A 1,819-nucleotide genomic window follows, 5' to 3' on the forward strand; every position below is an offset into this window, starting at 1 on the left:
TAGAGCGCGCCGCTCGCCTCTTCGTCGCGGTCGTCCTTGCTCCCCGCCCAGATCCGGCCAGCAGCGTCGGTCTTGGCATCGTTCAGCCGGTTGTGCGGCCGATCGGTTTCGGGGTTGCCGATCGGTTCGAGCATGAAAGGATCGAGCGAAAGTTTTGCGAAACCGCTCTTAAGCCCGACGAGGAAATCATCGCGGCCCTCGCGCTCGATGATCCAGCCGATCGGCTCGTCGAACGCCCAGCTGCGCACCCTTCCGCTTGCCAGGTCCAGCCGGTGCAGCGCCGGCGCCATGATATCGACCCAGAAGAGGGCATTTTCGCGCGCCACCCAGCGTGGCCCCTCCCCCAGAATCGCGTTTTGCGGCGTTTCAACAATCTTGATGTCGTTCATTTTCCACCCGAATTTTTAAATCACATGATTTATATGATAAAATATTGACGTCTGTCGATTCCAAACGATAATCAGGCCACAGAAAAATGGACGGGCAGCGCCTTTCCGGGGAGTGGAATGATCTTAAGACGACAGTTTATCGCAGTCTCGTCTGTCGCGCTGGGACTGGCAATGGCCGGCTGCGCGCGGTCGTCGGACGGCAAGGTCCGCATCGGCTTCATCGTCAAGCAGCCCGAGGAGCAATGGTTCCAGAGCGAATGGAAATTCGCAGGGGTCGCGGCGCGCGAGCACGGCTTCGACCTGATCCGCATCGGCGCGCCCGACGGCGACCGCGTGCTGACCGCGATCGACAATCTCGCCGCCAAAAATGCCTCGGGCTTCGTCATCTGCGCCCCCGACCCGCGTCTCGGCACCGCGATCGAGCAGCGCGCGCGCGTCAACGAGCTCAAGGTCATGTCGGTCGACGACCGGCTGATCGGCCCCGACGGCAAGCCAATCCGCTCGATCCCGCACGTCGGCATCTCGGGCGTCGCGATTGGCAAGCTCGCGGGCGAAGCCGCCGCTGCCGAAGCGAAGCGGCGCGGCTGGCCGCTGGGCCAGATCGGCGTGCTCCGCATCGCCTATGACAGTCTCGAAACCGCGCGCGAGCGCACCTTCGGCGCAAGGGACGCACTGATCGCCGCGGGGCTTCCCGCCGAGCATATCTTCGACGCGCCGCAGCGCACGACCGATACCGAGGGCGGCTTCACCGCCGCCGACCCGGTGCTCACGCGCAACGCGGCGCTCAAGCACTGGATCATCGTCGGATTGAACGACGAGGCGGTGCTCGGCGGCGTCCGCGCGGCCGAAGGGCTCGGGCTTGGCGGCGATGCGGTGATCGGCGTCGGGATCGGCGGATCGGGCACCGCCGATGCCGAATTCGCCAAGACGCGGCAGACGGGCTTCTACGCCTCGGTCCTGCTCAGCGCGCGCAAGCATGGCTATGACACCGCGACCGCGATGTATGAATGGGTGACGCGCGGCACCCCGCCGCCGCCCCTCGTCCACACCAGCGGCACCCTCATGACGCGCGACAACTTCCGCGCCGTGCTCGCCCGCGAGGCCGCATGAGCGCCGCCCCTGCCCTGACGCTCGCCGGCATCGGCAAGCAGTTCCCGGGCGTCGTCGCGCTCGACGGCGTCGGCTTCTCGGTGCGCGCGGGCGAAGCGCGCGGGCTGATGGGCGAAAATGGCGCGGGCAAGTCGACCCTGCTCAAGATTTTGGGCGGCGAATATCGCCCCGAGGCGGGCGGCCTTGCAATCGACGGCACCGAATGCAGCTTCACGTCGCCGGCGGACAGCCAGGCGGCCGGGGTCGCGATCATCCACCAGGAATTGCAGCTCGCGCCCGACCTGTCGGTCGCCGAAAATATGCTGCTTGGCGCCTATCCG

General features: G+C 66.2%; 3 protein-coding genes. 2 read left to right on the top strand and 1 reads right to left on the bottom strand.

Annotated features, from left to right (window positions below):
* The coding region (locus tag VGD20_RS19510; protein ID WP_331136039.1) for an SMP-30/gluconolactonase/LRE family protein at nucleotides 1-389 on the bottom strand (389 nt) is incomplete at its 3' end.
* A gap of 171 nt (nucleotides 390-560) precedes the next feature.
* On the opposite strand from VGD20_RS19510, the gene VGD20_RS19515 reads away from it, so the two are divergent.
* Together VGD20_RS19515 and VGD20_RS19520 are read left to right on the top strand one after the other, a co-directional pair.
* Complete coding sequence (locus tag VGD20_RS19515) at nucleotides 561-1,499, top strand: substrate-binding domain-containing protein (protein WP_331136040.1); 939 nt, start codon at nucleotides 561-563, stop codon at nucleotides 1,497-1,499.
* On the top strand, nucleotides 1,496-1,819 hold a 324-nt coding region (locus VGD20_RS19520; RefSeq protein WP_331136041.1), incomplete at its 3' end, for an ATP-binding cassette domain-containing protein. The genes VGD20_RS19515 and VGD20_RS19520, both read left to right, overlap by 4 nt.

The sequence above is a fragment of the Sphingopyxis sp. genome (assembly GCF_036402335.1).
In the GTDB taxonomy this organism is placed as follows: Bacteria; Pseudomonadota; Alphaproteobacteria; order Sphingomonadales; family Sphingomonadaceae; genus Sphingopyxis.